Raw genomic sequence first — 20,950 nt, forward strand, 5'->3', positions numbered from 1 at the left:
ACTGTCAATATTGATAGCAGTATCAGGAATAATTAATCGTCTAAACGTAAGGTGTGCTGATCAAACTTCCAGCGTAATTTTACATAAGGACCTTGCGCCGTATAAGCCGCTAATGAAAAATCCTTGTCACTAAAACCGGCAACGTTATAACCCAAGGTCATCCATAAATTGTCCGCCGCATTCCAGCCGGTGGAAACGCCGTATGAATATTCTTGGTTATTCGCGGTATCTGCATACAAGATATCGCCATGCGTGCCGATGTCCCAACGCTCAGAAAGATCGTGACGATATTCAACCCCGGCATAATGAGTCAATCCGCTATAGTCTTCGTTATCAAAACGATCCAAAGTCCATTTCAAACCATAACGCAAACTCATTTCATTACGTGCGCTCATGCGCCAATATGCTTTCCAATTTTCAACCAATTTACTTTCATGCTGTACATTATCTAAATCGTCACCCGTTTGATTACCAGTTTGATTACCAGTTTGATTACCAGTTTGATTACCAGTTTGATTACCAGTTTCGTTGTAACGATAATCCAAGCGATTTAAATGCACCCAACTACGATCATCGGGACGATACACGAGTGAGAACCGCGCCAAGCTATCTAATTGAAAACGCGCGTCGGCATAATCCGTACGATCCCAACGACCTTCCAGCGCATAACCAAAAGCCTGTTGCTTATCGTGCAACCAACCGATGCGCGCGCCTAGTTTGTCGCTAGTCTCCGCCTCACGATATTCAAGACGACTCACTAACGTTGCGTTGTCAATTTTATACGTAAGTCCGGTTGAATAAGCCGTGAAATCTTCTGTTGCACCACTCGCGGGCACTGCATTTTGATTAAATTGATATGCCGGCATTTCAATCGTCTTAGTACGATCTACTTGTACATCACCGCTCCATGCTGCATTAATTCGGAAGCCTTGGATCAAACCCATCACGGCAAAAGTTCGTGGTCCATATTCGTTAGTGTCGCGTTCTACGCCGGTGTTGAGTCGTGCATCTTGCCACGGCGTACTGCGCACACCGGCACGGGTCATTTGTGTATCTAAATTTTCACCTTGCGCAATTTCATGTTCTGCATACAAGGTCACTTGTCGTAACACATCAAAATCAGCGCCGATGATGTGACGATCAGGATAAGCAGGGTTTGCATCTTTACCATTCAAACCTAATTCTGCGTTATAACGCAAACGTAGCGCACCTTGTAAATAACGTGACTGCACACCGGCTAACCATTGTTCGGATAGATACTCATCACCTAATACTGTTTTATCAATCGATTGACGCAAGCCGGTGCTTATTTCATAGGTTTGCCATTGATAATGAGCCAACGCTTCAGTGACTTGACGCTCAGCATCGGTGTTTTTATTCGTTTCATTAAAATGCTGACCATCAATGCGCCATGCATTATCAATTCTGTAACGCGCTTCTACACCGTATTTTGTTAAACCCGTTTCACTGCCCGCTTGTTGACCCAAACCAAAACCTGCATCTTGATCGCGCCAATAAGTACGACCCGTCACACTGCCGTTATCCCATGTATACGCGGCAGTAGTTGCATCTCCTTCACGCAGATCACCTGCTTCATCTTGTTCGGAGCTTGCATATTCCAATTTTAATTCACCGCCGACAATCTCACGCACCGTGATATCAACCCCACTTAATTGTCCGCTCGCACCATAGGTGCCGTCTTCAATATGTGACAAGCCTGTTTCAAATTGTTTATTGGAACTATACCAAGTCACACGACCACCACCGGTGACGTCGCCTTCTATGGGCGATTCTGTTTCGTATTCGGCAACAATCAAAATAGGATTAAAATTAACACTGCGGCTCGCGATGGCTTGTTTGAAATAAATCGTACCGTCAAAGTAATCGATGTTGTAATCGTAATACCGTTTTAATTCTTCGCGACTAATAACCTGTTCAGAATGAAAACGATCACGTACTTCAATAACAATTGTTTCACTATTCAGCACAATGTTATTTTGACTTAAATGATATAAGCCAGACGTGCCATCACCTTGAATTTCATCACGCATGAAGCGATGCTTGGTTTCAGTAGCAAACACCGTATAACCCAACTGATCGGCACGCCACTCGGATTTAAAACCGGTGACTGCGCGATTATATTTAGTTAACTCGGTTTCATTTAAACCCGTTTCAAAATCGCCATATAAGCCATAAAACTGATTTTTTTCTAATTTTAAATACAAAGGATCGCTACTCGATGCTTCATGGCGCACGATCGCTTTATCACCATACAAAGCAAAATGATCTTCTGGATTTGATTCCCAACCGAAAGCTTGTTCCATATCACGATTAGAATCATAAGCCGTCGTCAACAACCAATCATTGGCCAGCGTGCCTTTAGCAAACAATGCCAAACGCGCTGAATCGTCATCGTGTAAGTTATGCAAGGTTAACGCTTCATCGTCGCCGCTAGTATGATTCTCACCCGTCGTGCCTTCGGCTAAACCAACCACAATCCACTTGCGCGGCTCGGCACTTAACCAGACATCGACCGTTTGAATTTTGGTTTGAGTTTGCGCTTGATTAAAAGCAAATTGCAAAGTGGCTTTGCCGGTTGTAGTAGTAGGTTCCAATTCAATTTCAGCAATACCTTCTTCGCCCACTTGATAATAAGCTTTGTCAGTATCAAAAGCCGCCAATGGATCAGCTTGCATTGCATCAAATCGTTGCGCGCTTAAATAAGGTTTAGCAATCATAAACTGTCCGCGTAGACCGCTACGCACGGGCTTGTTCCAACGATCTAATAAGCGCACTGCAATCACCGGACGTGTTTGACCATCCGCCAACAATCTAGATTTTTCTGCTACCCATTCAACCCGTACCGGCAAACCTGAAAAGTGGTAAGTTTTTTCTAAGACAATCACTTTCGCATTGGCATCACGTATTTCAAAACGCAAAGTGTTATCACCTTCTTGCAAATGAATGCCTTGCCAATAACTACGCGCCACGGTGCCTTGAGTATTTTTTAAACTGCCAAAGAAAAATAATCCGCTTAAAGGCTCACCATTAATAAACGCGCTGATTTGATCTGTGGGTTGATGCTTAATCGCGACATTCAACGCCGGTATTGCAGGCTGGAAATTTTCTTCTGGCAACAACCATTCAACGCCAGGGCTTGCTTGTTGCAACCATGCTTCATCGAATTGTTCAATGCCTTTTTTCTCAAGTAATTTTTTAGGCTGTTCTTTAATCGGTGTTAACGCAACACTCACTGGCGCACTATCAGGAACGGCCGCAAATGAAAATGCTTGACTTTGAGTGCTTTGCACGGCAATGCTTAACCATGCGTGTTGCGGATCAACATTTTCTGTAATAGCACGTGCAATGACGCGTTCATTCGCAACGCCTAAACCTTCTGACAAATAACGCTGTACTTCTTGCATACGCGCATTCAATAAAACATCCGCAGGTGCTCTTAAGGAGAACATGACTTTGCCCGGATGCAACTCTAACAACAGCGGTAATTTTTCATCTAAGCGTTTTTTATCATCAGGCGTTAAATAAGGTTTACCCGCCGAAAAATTCAATGGGATCTCTACGGACTGTTGCTTAATCGCTTCGGGCTTAGTAACCAACATCGTGCTTAAAGGTGGCATATTAATCATTTGTTCATTAGCGGAAAACACAATGCTTGCACGACTGGTCAAGCTGGCTTGTTGCGCAGCAAGGTCTAATAATTTTGCTGAAAAAGTTAATGTGTGCGGTGTTTTGCCACTGACATCACCCGCGCGAAAAATCAGCATGTTTTCCATTATTTCTGGTGTTACCGCTTTATTATTCCAATTAGCCGATTGCGCTGAATATTGCACGCCTTCAGGTAAAACGAGCGTCATCCGTACGTTATTTAAAGTGGCGCCCGCATTATCAAAATCCAGCGTATAACTTATGTCGTCGTTATTTAACGAGGTATGCAATTTTCCTAATACTTGCTGAATGCTTTTATCATCTTTTTGTAAATAAAAATCGGCCGCCCATAGATCACCACCGCGTAATTCTACAAACTGCGAATGTAATCGACCGCTAAAACGTGTATTACCGCCACAATGCGCGATACGATAATGCGCGGGCAAAGTTTCAGTATCAATTTGCACAACATGCGTGCCAGCGGGAATTGCTTCGAAATGATAACGACCTTTAGCATCGGTCGTAACATAACGACCATCTTCCATATAAATGCGCACGCCTTCGACACCTTGCGGTAAATCTGCCGCATTGCTTACTTTGCTGGTTTCGTTATAACCGCGCACTTGACCTGTGACAACACCGCTATCGGCTAAAATGATTTCTTCAACATAAGGTTCAACCGGGACACGCGCACGTATTGTGATATCCACGCGACGATTCATCGCTTGACCATCTTGACTGACGTTATCCGCAACCGGATCACGCGTACCAAATCCTTCGATGCGCACTTGTTGATCGCTTAAACCTAAGGCAACTCGAATATACGGTGCGATGGCTTCTGCGCGTGCGCGCGATAAATCTTGATTATTGGCAAACACCGCTTGTGGCGAGGCTTTTATAGGACGCGCATCGGCATAACCTTTGATGCTAACAGTTGCCACTTCACTGCCTTGCATGACTTCAATGATGCGTTGCAATTGTTCACGTTCTAAATTATCTAATTCCGCAGTTAGCGTTTCAAATATAGGTCTGAAAACGTATTCGCGTTCTGCAAAACGTGTGGGTTGACGACGCATCACATTTTTCGCCAAGGCGCCTTCTGCATTTTTTTGTAAATCTGTGTTTATTAAAAGTTTAGCCTCCGCAACAAAACGCCCCGCTTGTTGACGATCAAGCGCTGCACTAAAATTAATGTTTGCTAATTTATCACTGATCGCAGCAGCCGGTACTTCTAACAACCACACTTCATTTTTTTGCGTTACTTGAGTGACTGGCAATGCAACGTCATTAACACTAACCGAATTTGTTTGTAATTTTTGATTACTAGGCAAACGTAATTCAAGCCACGCTTTTTCTAATGCAACTTTTTTTACCGTAGCCGTTAATTCGTACACAACCAAATCATTCGATAAATGACTGCGCATTTGTAACTGTGACTCACCATCGCCGGGCATGCCATCGGGACAAGCACCCGTCATCACTTGCCCGACGATATAACCATCTTTACGTAAGAAAGGATCCGTCACGCTAACGGCGGCTTGGCCTAGGTTAGAACGAATGCCGGTACTTAATATTTGCGCATACGCACTGTTAACCGCTTTACCAATTATTGTACTAGCGCCTACTTCAACAACATAACGTACTTGGGTTTGGCTATTTGCAGACAAATCATGCAATAAAATTTGTAACTGTTCGCCTTTATTATCAATGATGGGATCCGTAACTACTTGATCATTGATACGCAAAGAACCGGCTTGATAACGAAAACCTTTTGGCATGCGATCAAACAATACAACTTCTAATGCAGCACTAGCCGCTGTATTTTGCACGCTGATGTTGTACTGCAGATAATCACCGAGCTCAACGCGTTCTTTATTAACCGTTTTTTGTACTACGAGTTGCGTTGTTAAAGGATCAACCGGAATATCCACGCGCAGCGGCGGTCCTGGATTCACAGTAAAACTATTGCCGTACGATGCATTAGCATTTAAAGCAAACGGCGCATTGGGTAAGGCTTGCAAACTAGTAATAGCAACTTGCGACGGCGCCAAATACGTGCTGCTCGACAACACTTGCAAACGATAACTTTTCGGCACTACTAAAGGAAAACGATAACGACCCGTAGGAAAATTATAAACCGTGCCGCCAGAATCAGTTGCCACATCACCCGTGACTAAGGTATTTGGAAATGCGCTAACGCCATCATCACCAAAAATATCCACGCCCGGAATGGCTGGTTGATTCGTCGCATTATCAATTAAACGTACCACGATACCATCGACTGCTGCACCGGTTTGACTGTTAAACACGACACCAAAAGGATCCACTAGCGTATTCACGCTAATCACATCACTGGCATCATTAGGATCGGTGTAAGAAAAATTCACACCGCTATCAGCGGCCACGGATAATGCGCAATCAAACAGTGTTACCGCCACATTTGCGGTTTGCACATAGCCAATAAACACACCCGTGTTTACACCGGTTTCACGTAACTCTATTTCTTCGGTATCGCCTACGCTGCTAGTTACAATTACATTAATTATTTCCGCAATCGCCGCATTAGCATTTTGATCAGCATCGGTCACGCGTACAAAAATTGGTGCATTCGCAGCAAACAAATTATTCACTGCGAGTGGCAATGCGGTATTGGGATCTAAGGTTAAAACGCCTGCGCCTGGATCAACGTACGTGGGATCTGCGGAAACAACAAACGGTCCACCTGCGCCACTGCGACATTGACTCGGCGTGGCTTGATTGATTGTGCCGCCTGGACGATATTGCAATAAATCCATCGCGGCAACTGTGCTAGGTGCGCTAGTAATTAATGAAATGGTATTACTATTATTTAAAAATGGCGCGGCACTAATGTCGTATTGCGCTTGCGCAGTATTATTAATCACGGTGCCATTGGGTACAGACCAAGCAGCATTCACGCATACAACACATGCGATAAATCCCACACATTTAATCAACAGGGCTTTCCAATGAACAATGCGCATTACTTGCACATTGCTCATTAGAAAGCGCGCGTTACTTTGCATAACGCACACAAGCGAACGCCAACAGCGTTGCAATCCATTTTGCAACGCTGTTTTTGTTCTTTTGCTGTTAAACAACATTTGCATAAAGCGTTGCGTTATTGCACAACCGCATTAAACATAATGTCGACTGACTCACCGGCTTTTAATTCGCCAACCGTATAGTTGTTTGGCACATCAGCTGGTAATACCGTGCTTAAATCAACGCTAAAGGTATTGCCAATAATAACTGCGGCAGTGGTTAAATTAAAATTAACCGTGGCACGTTCATTACCGGCACCATCATTGTTGTATTGCACACGTACACCATTACCTGCAACACCACTCACAGTAGCGCAAGCAGCGGGACCTACAGGTGCAGGACTAACACAACCTGCCGCAATTAAATTCGGATCAAATACCAACGTTACTGGCAAAATATCCGAAATAGTCGTCAAGGTTGCGGAAGCGCCGCCCGTATTGCGAATGCGCACAACATAACGCATATGTGATCCAGGAATTGCTTTGGGATTACTATTTGCATTCACTGGATCCCAAATCACACCACCCAAATTCGCCGGTGTTGCCAACGTTCCATCAATCACTTTGGAAATTGTCAACGTGGCGGTTTGCACACGAAATGCACCGCTATCAGAGTGTTGGCCATTACGCGCAATATCAGCAGCACCCGCACTATTCAAATCACCAACAGGATCATTGAACACCACTTGTACTGTTGCCGTATTGTCAGCAATGTTTGACGCGGCACCACCAGGACTAATGTTGCCATTATTGTCGTTAGTGATATTTGCGCCTTGTACTGCTGCGGCTCCACCTTGTGCAATTTGCGCAACTAATGTGTGTGCTGATATATCACCATTGAGACGCGCAATAGGAATCTGCGCACGGATATAGACAGTAGCCGTTTGATTGCGGCCTAACTCATCTACAAACGTTGCTGTATCACTGGCAGGCACATAACCACTAACCGCTACTGAACCATCATTGGTGTAAGCACCGCTATCAACAAAGACTTGTACCGCCGTTGCATCAAAGTTATCAGCGCCACCGAATGGATCGGTTGCATTTAATAATGCGGACAAACTAAAGTCTTGTACCGCGTTACCATTGTTAGTAACAGTAAAGGTCAAAATCACGCTAGCGTTGTTCTGTCCCGGCACCACATTCACATAAGTACCAATTCTTTCTAGTACTGCGAAGTTAACCAAGCGATCTTCAACAAACGTGGTACTTACACCATTACCAATACCCGCAGTAAGATTACCTGTAGGCGAGGATTCGATCGGCGTTTGTGCTACACCACCCGCGGAAAAATTTACCGTGGCGCGATTAGCAATGGTGTCGCCAGCATTCGCTAATGCTAATGGGCTAACCAAAAACGCTAATGAACCCCATAACATCAGACTTATTTGTCTTATGGGTTGAATCATTTTCATAACATTTCTCCTTGGGAGATTATTGCTAAAATTTCCTTCACTCAAATCACCGCAGTCATCCCAGACCGAAGTTAAAAAATTTCTGGCGTTCATGGCGGTCCCCTTTCAAAAAACAATAAAGGCCCGTGTCTCGCCTGTAAGCAAAACAATGGGCCATCACGAGAACGACTTTTATAATTAATATTGCGTTGCAGCATTCGCCGCAACTGTGGTTTGAATAGGTTCATGTTCCCCCCGGAACAAACTTACTGCATAAAATTACTTAAATATAAAATTACTTAAATATAAAATTACTTAACCCTAAAACTACTTAACAAGTGTTCTAAAGGTTACGTTTGCTTCCTGTTGCGGCTTTAACTCATTCGTATAACGCCAACGAATGTCGGTGTAGTCTTCAATAGTGGCGGCACGTAATTTACCGTCGCCGTCTTTCACTTTAAGATTTTCAGGCTTGTCATAACGTTTGCCACCATCAACCGAGTACTCAATAACGGTGCCGGCACCAACAGCGCTATCTTTTTTATACACAGAGTTATTTGGAATGGGATTAGTAATCACAATATCGCTAAGCGCTTTATTGCTAATGTTTTTAAATGTCGTGATGTAAAAAATTTCATCTTTCGGCAACGCCACGCCGGGCGGCACCAGCTTGATAACTTCTTTACCTTTTTCATTTACTTTAATTTCTTTAAACGCTTCATTTTTTAATTGGATCGCACTATCAGCCGCTAACACAGTGACGGCATACGTGCCCATTAAAAAAAATCCTGTTTTTACTACTTGAAGCAATAGTTTATTCATAACATTTCCTCTTAATTAATAACGACATAAAATTCAATAACAAAATTTGCAGGTGGAGAAATACTCATGCTGCCAGCGGCGCTTAAATCGACAGTAATAGCGCCCGCGTTACTGATATTAAAATCAGCGTAATCCAGCGGCGCATCCACGCTATCAGTTTGCGCGGCACTATTGAGCAATAAGCTATTCGCCTGATAAGTCGTGTTGGCAGGAATGGCATCCACAATGATTAAATTATCTACGGCTTGTGCGCCGCTCACGGACACGTCTAAACGGTAGCGCAAGGTCGCACCGGTACTCGGCACGTTGCCACCTACTAAATCATTTACAGTTACTGATTTAACAATACTGACTGCCGAGTTAATCACTTCATACGCATGCGTTTGTGCGTAGGTGCCGCCATTAAAACCAACGACAGCATCCACACCACCATCACCCGCGCCATTTAAAACAGCGCCAACATTTCCCACTGCGCCAGCGGTGTTTGCAGTGTCGGACGTTATAGTTAATTGCACTTGAGCAATGTCAGCAGCAATGCGGCTTGCCGGTATATCCGCAACGACAAACACCACGACGTCATCATTACCGCCGGTGGCGCCATCTAACAATGGGCCATTGCTGCCGTTATATAAAACGTCAATCGCATTATTAAAAAGGCCATTACTATCACTATCAATCCAAATAGCGACATTAATAGGATCAAAATCATCGGTGATTAACGCTGCATTGGCGGACAATAAAAATAATTCATCACCGTTGCCAATGTTGCTTACTCTAAAAGTTAACACGCGTTGTGTGTCGGGCGACAACACCGCTACATTGCTCGCATCTAACGACACGACTACCGCATCCAATAACTCATCAACAGAAAAATCCACTGACGCCGAAACAGTGCCAGGCTGACCTTGCGCAACATAATCCACAGTAGCGGTTGAACTCACCACCGTATTCGCTTTGGTACCCAGTGCATGCGCATGCATTGTCGTTACACTCAGTAACAACAAACTACTCACGCGGAGTAAATGACGCATCATTGCAAACGTACTCGAAACAGAATATCAAACGAAGGTGCACCACTTCCGGTATCACCGCTTAATACGCCTTTAGGATTTATCCGAATGAAATTAATCGGCGGTACTGTTGTATCGTAACCAAAACCATCAATCGTCGGAGTTACGTAACTAGTACCACCATTATTAGAAAATGCTACGTCATCAGTTACGCTCGCTAAACTGGTAAACGTAAACGTCAATCCGCTCACGGGCGTGCCATTAATAAAATTGATTGGATTTAATGGCGCACCAAAATAAAAACGACTGTTTGACGGAATCGGATCTGTAATAACAATGGAATCAGTATCCGCAGCGGCGCCGCTATTCGTTACGCGTACGCGGTATTCCATAATTGCCGCTGGAATGGCTTTGGGATTACTCACACCATTCACAGGATCGCTTTGCGTTGAGACTAATTTTAAAATAGATAAAATCGGTCCTGGTACTTGGAAAGTTGTTAAAGCAATATCCGATACTGTGCCTTCTGTGCCTTCATCCGCAATCACACGCACGCCCCATGTACCGCTCGGCGCACTCAACGGAATGGTGTAACTACGTTCAAATGTTTTTACTGCACCTAACGCAGGTGGTGATAAAGGCGCAACTTCATTCATCGCAATCGATAACTGCGTGACGCCGCTAGGATTGGTAATCACTACGCGCGCGGCACTCACATCATTTTGACCAAAAGGATCGCTCACCACTGCACGCACATACACGGTGCTGCCCAGTAAAAATGTACCGGTAATTACACCACCGGCATACGCCGCGTTATAAGTATTAACGCTATCAACATTAATAACGGTGGTTGCTGGCAAAACAATGCGCGAGGTGCGCGCCGTTACCGTGTCGTAAGGATAAATCAAAATATTTTGACCACCGCCACCGGCAGGAGAGTTATCAATCGTAACGCGCACAACCGCATTTGCGGGTAACGTAAACGGTGTGCCTAATGCAGGATTTGCGCAATTCGTCGCGCTGCCGTTTTGTACTACATTAATAGTGAATTCATTGCTTATCGTCGTACTCAAAGACGCGCCCGCAATGGTTAAATCTGTACACCCTATGTTGGTTGTTGTTACGCCTACGGTATACGACACAATGGCACGCACAATGCGATTGCTGCCGTTATTATCACGACGCATTTGCAACACAACAGGAATCGGGGTTGTCGCTAAACTTAAGGAGGCTTGCAGCACAGGTGTAATTTCCCAACTAACCGGTGTTGCGTTGCGAGCAATGCTAATGCTTGCAGGTGTACTCGCACTGGTCCGCGGTACACGTGACATATCATACGGCGAACCCGCGCCATCCAAATTAAAATATAAAGGCTTGTTTCCGCCCGCCGGTGTAGTTGGCATCACGTTGAGCGCTGCATTGCGCGTAGCAATAAAATTTTGCGAGACCGGAAATGGGATACTGTTACCGCGAATCGTCAGCGTGGCACTTGGCGTCGTCACACCTTGTGGCGCATTCGCCGTACCACCCGCAAACGGTCCGCGATTGACTGTGCGACTTTGATTTAATGCGTAGGTGCCTGCGAGACCGGATAAATCTAATGTGTAAGTGTTGCTGACATCAACATTGCTAAGCTGAAACGCTTGTTCGCCCGTATTCGTTAAACGATAACAGTAATAAACATTTTCGCCAGTTTGCACGGTTAGATTAGTTTGTTGATCGCTGCAACTCGCGTTAGTACTTACCCATGTATCGAGCTGCGCACCGGCATACGATAAATTCAAACAAGCTTGACTAACATTTCCGCCGTCATTGTTGGCGCGATCATCCACTAATACTTGCCAAGTACCATACGGATTTTGGCCATTCACTAGCGACAACAAATTGCTTACAGGTGTCGCGTGCGGCTTATAAGTACCGTTGTAAACAGGTGGGCCACCTGCGCAGGCTGCGGCTTCAAGGGTTTGTGCGCCAGCATCATCAAATGTAGTAGTAAAATTATCGAGAGCACAACCCGATGGCGGGCCACCCACTTGACCATCTGTTGCAACACCAGGGCGATCAAACAAAATTACATTCGTTGATGTGGGAGATGTAACACGTGCATACAAATCGCCGACCCATGTGTGAGTGGCATTGACGGACACATTCGCGTCAATCACGTAGCCGCTGTTACCACCCGTGACAGGAAGATTTACGGTTGCACTATTGGGCGGTGCGCCAGTGGTTAACGTCCAACCTGCACCACCATTGGTGTTACAAATATTGGCAGCATGTGCAGTTGAAATCTGACCAAGAAATAAATAGAAAAACGCAGACGACAAAAATCCTACCCACCACATTGCGTGATTTGTAGTTTTGATCGAAGCATTCGACAGCACAATGTCCAACACTCGATCAGCGCCCCATCGCGAGCTTGCTGTCGTCATTAACTTCCCAATGTGATCCGCTATGAATTCGCGGATGACTTACCCCACAACCGTGTTCCCCCACGGTTACGTGGCATCATCAGGCTTGTATCTCCATACACATCGTTACGCTGATGACAAATTGTGTCGAGTTTTCTCCATACAAAGCAGCACATGCTCATAAAGAAAACTGACAGACTCCGGCTCAATTCCTTTTATCAGCCGAGTGGCGCCGACCATCGCAGAAAACACGAATCAGCACCAAATTTACCTAAGAAAACAAAAACTTACAGGTGATATTGCAAGTACGGTGCCAAATATACCACAGGCATTTAGGAGGGATTTGTGAGATCTAACAGAAAGGTTATTGAGGTGCAAAAACCCGTTTCAATAAAGCCGTAGTGCGAGCTGCAGGTTCGGCGCGAATGCGCTTTTCTTCGAGGGCAATTTTACTGAATAAAGCCTGACCCGCTTTGTTGGCCACATACTCATCTAAACTCGGCAATGCGGGCGCACCTTGCAACTGCCGCACACGATTGAACACCGTGACCACATTATCGTAATGCTCAGCCGCGCCGGTATCCGCGGTCGCGTTTAATACTACCGAACGAAATCGCGTTTGTAATTTTGCACCTGCAGTACGCTGAAAATAATCTGTTGCCGCCGTCGGCGAACCACGCAAAATACCCAGCGCATCATTAATCGTCATCTGCGTAATGCTATCAACAAAAATAGGCACAGCATCCGCAACTGCCTGCTCTGCCGCACGATTCATCGTTAACTCTAATTTGTTTAATTCATTACTTAAACCTAACACCGCCAAACGTTCACGCCACTCCGGCAACGGTGCGGGCAAAGGAATACGATATTGTTTGTCATTATTAAATCCACCTGGTTGACCTAATTGTTGAATCGCTAAATCGGCACCTTTTGATAAGGCTTGTTTCAAACCCGCAACAACTTCTTCACGACTCAACCCGCTTTGCGATTCACCCATCACCACACTCGCCGTTTGCAATATACGCTGCGTATCCGCGCTGTTTAATGCACAACCTGCTATCGTGAAAATCAATAAAGAAAAAATAATGTGTTGCGTATAAGACATGTGACATTCCTAAAGTTAAACATCGGATCAACAAACCAGTGCATAAGGTTTGAGCTTACAAAATGAATCGCTATACTGACAAAACGATGTTGGCTTTAACCACGTACTTCCAACGCCCCGGTAGCTCAGCTGGATAGAGCATCCCCCTCCTAAGGGGAAGGCCACACGTTCAAATCGTGTTCGGGGCACCACTTTAATAAAATATAAAATTTTTAGACTCAACCACACACGGTATGTTCAATCATACCTAAGCCGCTAATTTCTACACGGACTACATCGCCGACTTGTAAATAACGTTTCGGTTCAAAACCAATGCCTGACCCATGCGGTGAGCCGGTGGTAATCATATCGCCGGGCATCAGTGGAATGGCGCGTGAAATCCATTCAATCAGTTGGTAGCAATTAAAAATTAATTCGCGCGTATTGGAGTGTTGGCGTAACTCATCATTAACCCACGTTTTAATAATTAAATTATGGGGATTTTCAATTTCATCGGCAGTAGTTAACCAAGGACCGAATGGCGCAAAGGTGGGACAGTTTTTTCCTAACGGCAATAAATCAGGATTTACATATTCGCGTAAAGAAACATCATTCAATACTACATAACCTGCAATATATTGATTTGCTTGTGTCGCGCTGACTTGAAAACAAGGTTTGCCGATAACTAAACACAATTCGCCTTCGTAATCTAAGGTATCGGAAAAATTTGGTTTTGCGATATAACCTCTAGGCGCATTGATTGCAGAATTAAATTTGTTAAACAAACGAGGCCGTTGCGGTAGTTCCACGCCGACTTCTTTGGCGTGATCAGCATAATTTAATCCTACTGCAAAAAAATGCTGCGGATTTGCAAGCGGGGCTAATAATTCTACTGCCGATAAAGGTATTAATGGTGCCGTTTCACTGTGCGCAGGAACTTGGTCTAAGACACTTAAAATACTGCTGACATCACCTTGCGCTTGCGACCACACCGCTGACAAATTACGCAACTGCTGGCCTTCGACCACGCCGATGCCAATGTTATTTTGATAAGTAAAACGCGCTAATTTCATATAAGGACTGTCTCTTAGGTTTGCGAATGATATTTATCAGCTAAAGCACACAACACAATCGGCACGGTAGCTAATAAACCTAACACTACGCCAAATACTATTTTGAAAATAAAAAAATCTATAAACGATAACGCGTGGATATTAAACAAATATAACAAGCCAATTGTGACAGGCCATAACAACACTTCAAAACACAGCGCAAAACTAATGCTGCGCAACACAACATTGCGTGGAAATTTTGCCAGCCATGCTTCGCTGGCTAATAAAGCACGCGGCGTTACTTGGCTTTTTGCTAAACGTCCACGCGTTGTTAAGGTAACCGCCATCGTCGACATAAACGTAATCATGAATATGGTCGGCAACAAATCCTGCGTTATACCTTGTGACCCATTCCATAAATAAATCATGGGGTGATTATGAAAGTTCAACCACGCCAAACTCGCACTAATCCCGCCGTTGATAAAAATGCCGAGAATTAATTCCTTGATGAGGTATGTTTTGTGTTCTGCATTCAAAGCGAGCATTCATTATTCCTCATGGTAATCAGCGCGGGATCTTACTATTTACAATACTGGCTACCGCTGTGTGGCGCAGAATGGGTTGATATTCGCGCATGCCAGCATAAATTTCAAGCTAGGCAAAAAGCCCTATACATAACTTTACATTATGCAAATTTGCTGCTAAAACACCTACTTTTATAAGGGTTATTAACGATAACCCTGTTTGAGCCCGCGAGAGAGTTAGCGATATGGATTTATTAGATTCTCGACGTTTACGCAATTTTCTAGCGGTCTATGATGTGGGCAGCATTGGGCAGGCCGCACAAAAACTTTTTCTGACCCAGCCCGCGCTGAGCAAAAGCATACGCCAACTGGAAGAAGACTTGCAGGTGCAACTATTTGAACGCACGCCCACCGGCGTTATTCCCACTGTATTTGGCGATGCTCTTGCGCAACACGCTAAAATTATTCGTGCAGAAATGCGCAATGCCGAACATGAAATCGCTATTTTACGCGGCGCTGCTAAAGGCCAAGTCAGAATTGGTGTAGGCCCTAGCGTTGCTACTAATATATTGCCGCATGCTTTACTCGAGTTACATAAAACACATCCCAACATCATGATCACTGCTCGCGAAGGTTTAGTGGATGAACTTATTCCTGCGGTACGGCGCGGTGAATTGGATTTGGCGATTGGTTCATGGCCACAGGTTTCTGATCCTGATTTGGCAGCTGATATTATTTTGAGCGACAAAGTATCGGTGGTCGCAGGAAAAAATCATCCGCTAGCGAAACAAACGAGTGTTGAGCTGACGCAATTGCTAAATTATCCGTGGGCGTTACCGCCGGAAACACAACGCTGGCGACGTTTATTAGAAGAAACTTTTATCGCGCAAGGTATTACGCCGCCGCGTGCTGATGTTACTTCTAACTCATCAACCTTAATCTGGTCTTTATTAATGGGCAATGACTTCTTAAGTTTTTTACCCGAACAAGTCTTACCGGATGACAAAGACAGTGGCTTAGTAACATTGCCGGTTAAAGCATTAAGTTTAGATATTCATGTGACGGCGACTTATCGTAGTCGCGCGATGTTATCGCCAGCAACGCAAGCACTGATTAAAGCAGTAAAAAATGCAGTAGAAAAACGCTAATCTTTTTCTTAATTACTTTCTATGGGACATTTGTAATAGTCTGCAACTACAGAAGTATCATTGTCCGTATAAATATTGCCATTTGCAGCAGTTATATTTTTATCGCTTGCGGAACTTAATATTACATAAGCATTCGCACCTTCTTCATATGCTTTCTTTTTGTGCCAATTATGACATTTTGCGATACCATTTCTTCTAATGCTACTACACACATTTTGTTTAATAAATTTACAGTTTTCTTGATTAACATTCGACACAAACCGAACATCTTGCCAATCACTAGCAAATGCACAAGACGAAAAAATAATCCAAAAAATTACAATTACTCTCATTGTTAAACTCCTTGTTCATGTTGTTTTTCAGAACAAGCACCCTAGCTTAAACTAAGGTGCTGTATTTTATTCTAAGAAAAATAAAAAACGCTTACTTCAAAAAACCCACCATGCCTAACCGCAAAACATCGCGCGTAAAGTCACAGGCATAACCTACCCATGCATCATTTAAGAAACGGCCGGTAGAATATTCTTTAGCTACACCGTAACCGCCTAAAATTTGCATGGCACGTTCTGCATTTTTAATCGCAACATCTACCGCCATCGTTTTTGCCGCAGGGCCTTTTAACGTACCGGCTTCAAATGGATTTGTTTCCACCGCTTTTGCCGCATCCCACACCATTAAACGTGCAGCTTGTAAGTCGCAATACATATCCGCTAATTTCAACGCAACTGCTTGGTGTTCAATAATCGGCTGACCCCAGCTATTACGTTCTTTTGCGTATTGCAGTGCATATTCATACGACGCACGTGCTAAACCAATAAAACACGCCGCTAAACAAACCGGCATTTGTGGTAATTGCGCGAATAACATCAATGCGCCACCTTCTTCACCAATCCGATCAGTGACAGGTACTTTGACATTATCCAAATAAACTTCAGCGTGATAAGACGTGTGCCAGCCAATTAATTTAGTACGCTTAGCAATTTGTAAACCGGGCGCATTCGCAGGCACATAAAAAATAGACACGCCTTCAACTTGTGGTTTGCTTGAATCAGTGCGCGCTAAAATAAAATACGCATCGGAAATACCCGCATTGGTAATAAATGCCGATTTTTGACCATTTAAAATATAATGATCACCTTCGCGCTTCGCTTGGGTTTTCATGCCAAATTTAGCATCGGGATATGGACAAAATAATTCTGAACCCGCCACGTTCGGTTCACTTTGTGCACCACTAAACATGAAACAATCGGATGCATCGATTTGACCAAAAATACGTTTCTTTTGTTCGTCGTTACCGCCAACCATGAGCAACAAAGCCATGCTCGCCGTTAAACTAAAATAATCGGCGGCAATGCTGACATCAGCAGCGCCTAATTCTTCAAGAATCAGTGTCGTATCAAATAATGTGGCGCCAATACCGCCATACTCTTCCGGCACAAATAATTTAGTAAAGCCCAGTTCTACACCTTTTTGTACCATCGGTTTGCATAAAGGCCATGGGTCGGTGTCATCGCCTAAATGATGAAGCTTTTCCACAATCGGTTTAATTTCTTTCTGCGCAAAATCTCTAGCGGTTTTTTGCAGCATGAGCTGCTCTTCACTTAAGGTAAAATCGACCATAGTTATCCCCAATTAATGATTTCAACGTACATTTTGGATTGCCTTCGACAGGGGCATATACTAGCCTTGCTAGCGAATGATGGCCAATGTTGATGGTGCTTTTAGCCGCAAAAATACGCACGTAAACCCTGACGATATTTACTTAGACGACAAGGAAATCACCCATGTCTATTGATCGACGCGAATTTCTCAAAACCGGCATAAAAGCGGGTGCTATTGGCGCTCTTACTTTTACCGTGGGCGGCTTACCGATGCTACTTACGCCCGCTGAAGCGCAGGCCAAAAAATTACCGTTCAAAATTCTCAGTAACAGCGAAGCCGATACCTTAGCGGCTTTTGGTGAGGCACTGCTGCCCGGCGCGGCAAAAGCGGGAATTGCGCATTTTGTCGACCAACAGTTGGCCGTCGCACCCGCAGATTGTTTATTAATGATTCGTTATATGGACGTACCGCCGCCTTATGTTGGTTTTTATAAAGCCTGTTTAAATGCATTGGATCTTGCAGCGCGCCAACAATTAAAAAAACCACTGAGCAAATTCACGGCTGCAGAAGCGGAAGCTTTTGTCGGAAAAATTGCGCAACAAAATCCGGAAGGCTGGCAAGCACCACCATCGGCATTTGCTTATTTTGTGATGCGTGCAGATGCGGTGGACGTGGTGTACGGCACCCCTGAAGGTTTTGAAAAATTAGGCGTGCCTTATATGCCGCATATCATGCCGCCAACGGCTTGGTAACGTGAACTCATTTAAGTATGTTGCGGCAAGGTAAAAAAGAATGTGCTGCCCTTGCCGTATTCGGATTCAACCCACATTTTTCCGCCATGATTTTCGATAATTTTTTTACACAACGCTAAGCCTATACCGGTACCTGCGAATTCATCACGCCCATGTAATCGCGCGAAAATAGCAAATATCTTAGCGAAATCTTGCTGCCGAATCCCAATCCCATTATCAGTAATCGCAAACTGCCAGTATTTCATGGCTTTTTTATTTTCAAAATGAGAAAGTGATAATGGACTGGCCGTTATTTTAATCACAGGATTTTTGTGCGGACAAAACTTAATAGCGTTATTAATCAAGTTTAACAGCACACGTCCTACTTGGGTCGTATTCCCCGCCACTACGGGCAAATTCTCAAACGTAATAATCGCCAATCGTTCTTGCACAATTAAGCGCATGCTATCAATTACATCGTACATTAATTTTTGCATATCAATCGCAGAAAAATCCTGCACAGATTTTAGCTTAGCGTAGATCAATACATCTTCTATCATGTCACGCGAACGTCGCGCCGCTTTAACAATAAAACCAATGTAACGTTTTGCATCTGCGTCTAAATTCCCGTCCAAATGCTCAGCCAAAATATCGGCGTACATACCCACCGTGCGCAATGGCTCTTGCATATCATGCGAAGAAATATAAGCAAAACGCTCGAGCTGGTTATTGGACTGCTCCAAGCCAGACACTAGCTGTTGTAGCTTTTCATTATTTTCAGCTAAAGAATTTGAATAACTATTACGAATTAACCCTTGCACAATAAAAACCAATAATACATACACCCACACTACCGTAAACACCAGACCAACCAACAAAATACCCCAGGCTTCTAATGTATTTTCACTCCACACCCGTGCTTGCTTAGTTGTTAAAATCCATGCTCGATTAGCAACTGATAATTTTTTGTGGTTAATTAGATAACCACTAGAAAAAACTACCGGTTGGTTTTTAACATATTCCGTAGAATTAAAAATAAACTCGGCATTTTCTGCATCGGTAATTGTTAACACCAAATTATGCTCTTTTAACAACTCAATGACCGGCGCAAAAGTATCTTTTAAATAAAAGGCTCCCACAACAAACCCCTGAAAATCTTTGGCAGGAAAATAGCTATCAGGAAGTGCGGGCTTGATACGCGAAACAGTACTGCTGCCTTTATAAATCGCTTTGAACACCAAAACTGCTGATTCATTGGGATTTAAAACTCGCTGTACTTTTTCCGAAATAATAACTTCTCGCGTAGTAGCGGCTCGTAATAAAGCTCGGCTTCTCCGCTTATCACTTAAAACATCAAAGCCTAAGGTCGCCGAAGTATCAAGGGCTGAATTAGTAAAATAGAGAGGGGCATAATAAGGCTGCTTATGAGAAATCTCGCGATTACCTTTTTCATTGAATTGCCAAATAACAAAATCGGTTACGCCTTCCATTTGTCTGCGTCGTTCATACTCACGACGCTGTTCAAAACGAACAAAAGGTACCCAATTTAATACTTGTATGCCGCGATACTTAGTAACAAAAGAATCTGTAAATACTTTAAATTCATCCGCCGTAACCTGATCGGAAGCATTATAAAAACTCGCCACCGCTGAAACATGTTCTAAATATAAATCTAATTGCCGCTCAAGTACGCTGGCTACTTGTTGCGACCATTGTTGAAACAACACGCTTTCGCGCGTTTGATTACGACTGTTCACCGCTTGAAACAATAAAATAACCGCTACAAAAACTATTGACGTTGCTAACACCACCGCCGCTTTATGATAACGCTGCACGCGTTTATCAAACAGCATCAATATTAAAGGGGTAACAATCGCGATTCCCAAACTATCGCCAAACCACCAAGTGATGGCTGTATAAAACCAATCTTTACCGTGTAAGGCTTCCGCCAAATATAATCCGAACGTGCCAAATGCCGCCGAAATAAGACAGGTCACCGGCGCACACACCAACATGAGCCAAGCGAGTTGACGCTCGCTTTGTAAATATGCGGGCGTTTCTACATAACGCCGCTGAATCCAATAACCGGCTACACCTACTTGTAAAGCTGTGCCGCATGCAATAACACTCGCAGCAAGCACTAACAACCACAAAGGAATTGAAGCATTGGAAAAAGTATAAAGACTGATTAAAAACTGACCTAAGAATGCCGCCGCGCAAGCGGAATAACCATAAATTAATAAAACGCCCAGCGCCAAACCGACGGGTAACCACGGCAACGTAGCATAAGAAAAAGGAATATTAATATTTAAACACAAGGCCGCTAAGATGCAGTAAATAGCGGTAATAACAATAATTTTAATTATCCACGGAATAATAACTACTTTGATATTCAAGCTGACTCCCTGCATGCTCGTTAATTTAGTACCTGACTTTAGCCGCCATCC

The 20,950-nt window shown here is 43.9% G+C and carries 13 protein-coding genes and 1 tRNA gene; 3 read left to right on the plus strand and 11 right to left on the minus strand.

Features of this window, described 5'->3' with window-relative positions; genetic code table 11:
* Positions 1-32: 32 nt before the first annotated feature.
* From H0W44_05250 to H0W44_05275, 6 genes are all read right to left on the minus strand, one after another.
* The gene (locus tag H0W44_05250; GenBank protein MBA3581845.1) at positions 33-6,686 is read right to left on the minus strand and encodes a DUF11 domain-containing protein; all 6,654 of its coding nucleotides are present in this window, start codon (positions 6,684-6,686) and stop codon (positions 33-35) included.
* A gap of 119 nt (positions 6,687-6,805) precedes the next feature.
* Positions 6,806-8,143, minus strand: a complete 1,338-nt coding sequence (locus H0W44_05255) for a hypothetical protein (GenBank protein ID MBA3581846.1) — start codon at positions 8,141-8,143, stop codon at positions 6,806-6,808.
* Positions 8,144-8,449: 306 nt separating this feature from the next.
* On the minus strand, positions 8,450-8,944 hold the full coding sequence (locus H0W44_05260; GenBank protein MBA3581847.1) for a hypothetical protein: 495 nt from the start codon (positions 8,942-8,944) through the stop codon (positions 8,450-8,452).
* A gap of 11 nt (positions 8,945-8,955) precedes the next feature.
* A complete protein-coding gene (locus H0W44_05265) occupies positions 8,956-9,978 on the minus strand; it encodes a hypothetical protein (GenBank protein MBA3581848.1) in 1,023 nt (340 codons plus the stop codon).
* Entirely contained in the window at positions 9,975-12,383 is a 2,409-nt protein-coding gene (locus H0W44_05270) for a hypothetical protein (GenBank protein ID MBA3581849.1), read from the minus strand. The genes H0W44_05265 and H0W44_05270 overlap by 4 nt, the downstream gene beginning before the upstream one ends.
* Positions 12,384-12,726: 343 nt before the next feature.
* Positions 12,727-13,467 (minus strand): DUF4197 domain-containing protein, encoded by a 741-nt coding sequence (locus tag H0W44_05275; GenBank protein ID MBA3581850.1) that lies wholly within the window; start codon positions 13,465-13,467, stop codon positions 12,727-12,729.
* Between the two features lie 114 nt (positions 13,468-13,581).
* On the opposite strand from H0W44_05275, the gene H0W44_05280 reads away from it, so the two are divergent.
* Positions 13,582-13,658, plus strand: a tRNA-Arg gene (locus H0W44_05280).
* Between the two features lie 27 nt (positions 13,659-13,685).
* Here the strand turns inward: H0W44_05280 and H0W44_05285 are convergent.
* A complete protein-coding gene (locus H0W44_05285; protein ID MBA3581851.1) occupies positions 13,686-14,519 on the minus strand; it encodes a fumarylacetoacetate hydrolase family protein in 834 nt (277 codons plus the stop codon).
* Positions 14,520-14,533: 14 nt separating this feature from the next.
* Entirely contained in the window at positions 14,534-15,043 is a 510-nt protein-coding gene (locus tag H0W44_05290) for a hypothetical protein (GenBank protein ID MBA3581852.1), read from the minus strand.
* 224 nt (positions 15,044-15,267) lie between these two features.
* Between H0W44_05290 and H0W44_05295 the strand changes: the two genes are divergently transcribed.
* On the plus strand, positions 15,268-16,170 hold the full coding sequence (locus H0W44_05295) for a LysR family transcriptional regulator (protein MBA3581853.1): 903 nt from the start codon (positions 15,268-15,270) through the stop codon (positions 16,168-16,170).
* Between the two features lie 8 nt (positions 16,171-16,178).
* On the opposite strand, the gene H0W44_05300 is transcribed toward H0W44_05295, so the two are convergent.
* Positions 16,179-16,502: a hypothetical protein gene (locus H0W44_05300; protein MBA3581854.1), complete on the minus strand. Its 324-nt coding sequence runs from the start codon at positions 16,500-16,502 to the stop codon at positions 16,179-16,181.
* A 91-nt stretch (positions 16,503-16,593) separates the two neighbouring features.
* The gene (locus H0W44_05305; GenBank protein ID MBA3581855.1) at positions 16,594-17,790 is read right to left on the minus strand and encodes an acyl-CoA/acyl-ACP dehydrogenase; all 1,197 of its coding nucleotides are present in this window, start codon (positions 17,788-17,790) and stop codon (positions 16,594-16,596) included.
* Between the two features lie 164 nt (positions 17,791-17,954).
* Between H0W44_05305 and H0W44_05310 the strand changes: the two genes are divergently transcribed.
* Positions 17,955-18,524 carry a gluconate 2-dehydrogenase subunit 3 family protein gene (locus H0W44_05310; protein ID MBA3581856.1) on the plus strand — a complete coding sequence of 190 codons (570 nt, stop codon included), beginning with the start codon at positions 17,955-17,957 and terminating at the stop codon, positions 18,522-18,524.
* Between the two features lie 11 nt (positions 18,525-18,535).
* Here the strand turns inward: H0W44_05310 and H0W44_05315 are convergent, their stop codons facing one another.
* Positions 18,536-20,899, minus strand: a complete 2,364-nt coding sequence (locus H0W44_05315; protein MBA3581857.1) for a CHASE domain-containing protein — start codon at positions 20,897-20,899, stop codon at positions 18,536-18,538.
* Positions 20,900-20,950: the final 51 nt, after the last annotated feature.

It is taken from the genome of Gammaproteobacteria bacterium, from assembly GCA_013817245.1.
In the GTDB taxonomy this organism is placed as follows: domain Bacteria; phylum Pseudomonadota; class Gammaproteobacteria; order HTCC5015; family HTCC5015; genus JACDDA01.